A 5,068-nucleotide genomic window follows, 5' to 3' on the forward strand; every position below is an offset into this window, starting at 1 on the left:
ATTCTGATGCAGATGCTGACTCAGATGCACTTGCTGATTCTGATGCAGATGCTGAAGCTGACTCAGATGCACTTGCTGATTCTGATGCAGATGCCGATTCAGATGCACTTGTTGATTCTGACGCAGAGACTGAGTTTGAAACAGACTGTGATTCTGATACAGACTCACTTGTTGATGCTAACTCGGAATTAGAGACTGATTGTGATTCAGACACCGATGCACTCTCTGATGCTGACTCGGAATTAGAGACTGATTGTGATTCTGAGATTGAAGCACTTACTGACGCTGACTCGGAGTTTGAGACAGACTGTGATTCAGACACCGATGCACTCTCTGATGCTGACTCGGAATTAGAAACTGATTGTGATCCTGAAACAGATGTACTCAATGACGCCGACTCACCCAATGATGCTGAGTTAGATGTCGAAAGCGACTCACTAGCTGAAATGAAGCTTGAAGCTGAGTTCGAAATAGATTCAACAGTTGAAATAATCGCAGAAATTGAAGCACTAAAGGCTTGAGACTGGCTTTCAAATGCAGAAGCACTCAATGAGCTTGACGTACTCAATGATTCTGACTCTGAAGTCGAGATTGAGGAACTTGTGCTCTGTGATTCACTCAATGATGCAGACTCACTAACTGAAATTGAAGCACTTAATGAAGCTGATTCTGAGGTTGAAGCAGACTGTGATTCTGAAACTGAGGCACTTTCTGAAGCTGACTCTGAGGTTGAAGCAGACTGTGATTCTGAGATTGATTCACTTACTGATGCTGACTCGGAATTTGATTCAGACTGTGATATCGATGTTGATTCACTTACTGACGCTGATTCTGAATTAGACACTGATTGTGATTCTGAGATTGATTCACTTACTGACGCTGACTCGGAGTTTGAAGCAGACTGTGATTCAGAAACTGATGCACTTACTGATGCTGACTCGGAATTTGATTCAGACTGTGATTCTGATACAGAAGCACTTTCTGATGCTGATTCGGAATTAGACACTGATTGTGATTCGCTTACTGATGTACTCTCTGAGGCTGATTCTGAGTTAGACACTGATTGTGATTCTGAGACTGATTCACTTACAGATGCTGACTCGGAATTAGACACTGATTGTGATTCTGAAACTGATTCACTTACTGAGGCTGATTCGGAATTAGACACTGATTGTGATTCTGAAATTGATTCACTTACTGAAGCAGAGACTGAATTTGATTCGGATTGTGAAGCTGACGTCGACTCGCTCTCTGAGGCTGACTCTAAGTTTGAAACCGATTGTGATTCTGATACAGAAGCACTTTCTGATGCTGATTCTGAGTTTGATTCAGACTGTGATTCTGAAACTGACGCACTCTCTGAGGCTGATTCGGAATTAGACACTGACTGCGATTCTGAAATGGATTCACTTACTGACGCTGATTCTGAGTTTGAAGCAGACTGTGATTCTGAAATTGATTCACTTACTGACGCTGATTCGGAAGTTGAAGCGGACTGTGATTCAGAAACTGACGCACTTACTGAGGCTGATTCGGAATTTGATACAGATTGTGATTCAGACACTGATGCACTCTCTGAAGCAGATTCGGAATTAGACACCGATTGTGATTCTGAGATTGATTCACTTACTGACGCTGACTCTGAGTTTGATGCAGATTGTAATTCTGATACAGAAGCACTTTCTGACGCTGATTCTGAATTAGATACAGACTGTGATTCTGAAACTGATGCACTTACTGACGCTGACTCTGAGTTTGAAGCAGACTGTGATTCTGAGATTGATTCACTTACTGACGCTGATTCAGAATTTGAGACAGATTGTGATTCTGAAACTGAAGCACTCTCTGAAGCGGATTCTGAGTTTGAAACAGACTGTGATTCTGAAACTGACGCACTCTCTGAAGCTGATTCTGAGTTTGACACTGATTGTGATTCTGATACAGAAGCACTTTCTGACGCTGATTCTGAATTAGACACTGATTGTGATTCGCTTACTGATGCACTTACTGATGCTGACTCTGAGTTTGAAGCAGATTGTGACTCAGACACTGATACACTCTCTGAAGCTGATTCTGAATTAGACACTGATTGTGATTCGCTTACTGATGCACTCTCTGAAGCGGATTCTGAGTTTGAGACAGACTGTGATTCTGAAACTGATGCACTTTCTGATGCTGATTCTGAGTTTGAGACAGACTGTGATTCTGAAACTGACGCACTTTCTGATGCTGACTCTGAGTTAGATACTGATTGTGATTCGCTTACTGATGCACTCTCTGACGCTGACTCTGAGTTAGATACTGATTGTGATTCTGAAATGGATTCACTTACTGACGCTGACTCTGAGTTTGAAGCGGATTGTGATTCTAAGACAGAAGCACTTTCTGACGCTGATTCTGAGTTAGACACTGATTGTGATTCAGAAACTGACGCACTTTCTGACGCTGACTCGGAATTAGACACTGATTGTGATTCGCTTACTGATGCACTCTCTGATGCTGATTCAGAATTAGACACTGATTGTGATTCAGAAACTGATGCACTCTCTGATGCTGATTCAGAATTAGATACTGACTGTGATTCTGAAACTGATGCGCTCTCTGAAGCTGACTCTGAGTTTGAAGCAGATTGTGATTCAGAAACTGACGCACTTTCTGATGTTGATTCTGAGTTTGAAGCAGATTGTGATTCAGATACAGAAGCACTTTCTGATGCTGATTCTGAGTTTGAAGCAGACTGTGATTCAGAAACTGACGCACTCTCTGATGCTGACTCTGAATTAGATACTGACTGTGATTCAGATACTGACTCACTTGTTGATGCTGACTCATAATTCGAGACTGATTGTGATGCTGAAGTTGACGCACTTACTGAGGCTGAAGTTGAGTTCGACTCAGACTGAGATGTTGAAGTTGATGCACTTTCTGAAGCTGAGACTGAATTTGACTCCAACTGTGATGCGCTCACTGAAGCACTTGTTGAGGCACTTTCAAGAAGACTTTCTGAAATACTCTCTGAAAGGGATGCTGATGCTTCCTCTGATTGAGAAAGAGAAGATGAGACAACCTCTGACTCAGATGCTGAAACCGATGCAGATTCTACCTTACTTGTTGATACAGATTGAGACTCTACTGTTGAAGCACTTTCTACGATGCTTTGAGATGTACTTAAAGATGCACTCGTTGTATCTGCTTCAGACTCTGACTCGATAACCTGACTACCATTAAAGAAATTAACGCTAATATTATCAGTCTTACCTGCAAAAGGTGAGAATGTGAAGGAAGTATCGTCACCAGTGATTTTAGCAGTCCAAGTTGTTGTCAGACCATAACTTTGTTTAGCCTGGTAACCATTCATTTGGATACCATTTGACCAACTAAAACCGTCTCCTTGATTTGTTACTGGTGTTGGATTAGCTTTAGGATTTGCAATTTGGTTACCATTTTTATCTGTAACATAAGACGTTGCAGTTGTTGGAGGAGTAAGTCCCTTACCTAAAGTAAACATCGTTTGTGTTGATGTCCCTGAATTATAGATAGAATATCCAGGACTCATCTTCGAAATATTTCCAAGAGTTGATGTTGCAGGATTAACATAAGTAACAGTATAGACAAAATTCAGATTTGTCCCGTCATTTGTCACTTTCAATGAATAATAAATTGGAACATTATAGTTTGAATCTGTTCCAGTTCCTGTGTAAACCTTAGATTCACCAGTCGCAAGGTTAAGATACGAACTAATAGCTGGAGTGCCATTTACTGTAGAGTTGCCATTGAAACCTGCATTTGTAATCTTGGTCATCATACCCTCAACAGCATTACCAAGACGCTCACGTTGTTCTGCGTAAGCAGCGTTTGTTGCTGATGCAGCGAGCAAGGTTGTTGATTTAGCAACTTCTTCTTGAACTGTTGCGATAGCTGTTTGGATTTCAGCTTTAGCAACTGTATCTGTCAACTTAGCTTGATAACTTTTAGCAATGTTAACGAGCAATTCTGCTTCTGAAACGTTTTGATCCAAGATTGTTTTTTCATCATCTTGAGTCGCCTTTTCAGAGGTAGCTGAACTTGTAGAAGTTGCTGATTCAGAAGCAGATTCTGAGTTTGAACCACTTGTGCTTTCAGTCTCTGACTGGCTATCAGAAGTTGAATTCTCTTTGCTGAGTGATGCAGATTCTGAAATAGCTTGTGACAATTCAGCAGAAATTGATTGAGATACTGATTGTGACACTGATACAGACGCTTCTGTGCTTGCCTGAGCATCAACTGAAGAGCTTGTAGACTCTTGGCTTGTTGAGGCTGCTACTGAGGCTTCAGAAGATGGTGCTGCACTCAATACAACTGACTCGGAGTTGGCTGCCACATCTTGATTAGCAGTTACTTGGCTTTCCAAAGCCGGAGTTGTCGTCTCTTCCGCTTGAGCAGTGTAAGTCGCTACTGCTCCTCCAGCTACTGCACCTGCCGCAGCAATCCCTTTAAGCAAGGCTTGCCCTGAGAGAACTGGTGTTTTCTCCTCGACACTCTGTGCTGAAACTGACGGTGCATCCGCACCACCCTTAACAACCTTGAAAAGTCCAAAGTTAGATGACGCAGCACGAAGCCATTGCTTACCTGATTTAATCAACTTAAAACGAGTCACGCGATCAGTTTCGCGGTATTTCCCTTCATTCCTTCTAAAAAACATATCTACTCCATTCTTGTTTTATGAATTAAAACTCTCCGATAAATTTTATCATAAAATTCTTGTAAGCTCTAATATAAACTCTTATTTCCCTCAAAAATATTGCAAACGCTTTATGCTGTATAAATACTAAAAATACTCATTTCATAGCATTTTCATCCATTTTACATTTTGCAATACGTATCTTAAAGTTGTCTTAAAATTCAAAGTATACTTCTTCCACATCTAAGATTTTAGCTTACTAAACTAAGCCTTTACTCTCTAATACTAAGCCTAAATGAGACTTAGACTAACGTTTAAGACTCCCTCTCTCATTTTCAAACACGACAAAAAGAGGCTCTATAATTTCTGTAGTGGGTAAAACCACTGTAGAGATTATAGAGCTTTTTG

The 5,068-nt window shown here is 40.9% G+C and carries 1 protein-coding gene; it reads right to left on the minus strand.

Going from position 1 to position 5,068, the window contains the following annotated elements; translation table 11 throughout:
- On the minus strand, positions 1-4,681 hold a 4,681-nt coding region (locus AX662_RS07020), incomplete at its 3' end, for an accessory Sec-dependent serine-rich glycoprotein adhesin (protein WP_060972023.1).
- Positions 4,682-5,068: the final 387 nt, after the last annotated feature.

It is taken from the genome of Streptococcus sp. CCH5-D3 (assembly GCF_001556435.1).
Taxonomy (GTDB): Bacteria; Bacillota; Bacilli; order Lactobacillales; family Streptococcaceae; genus Streptococcus.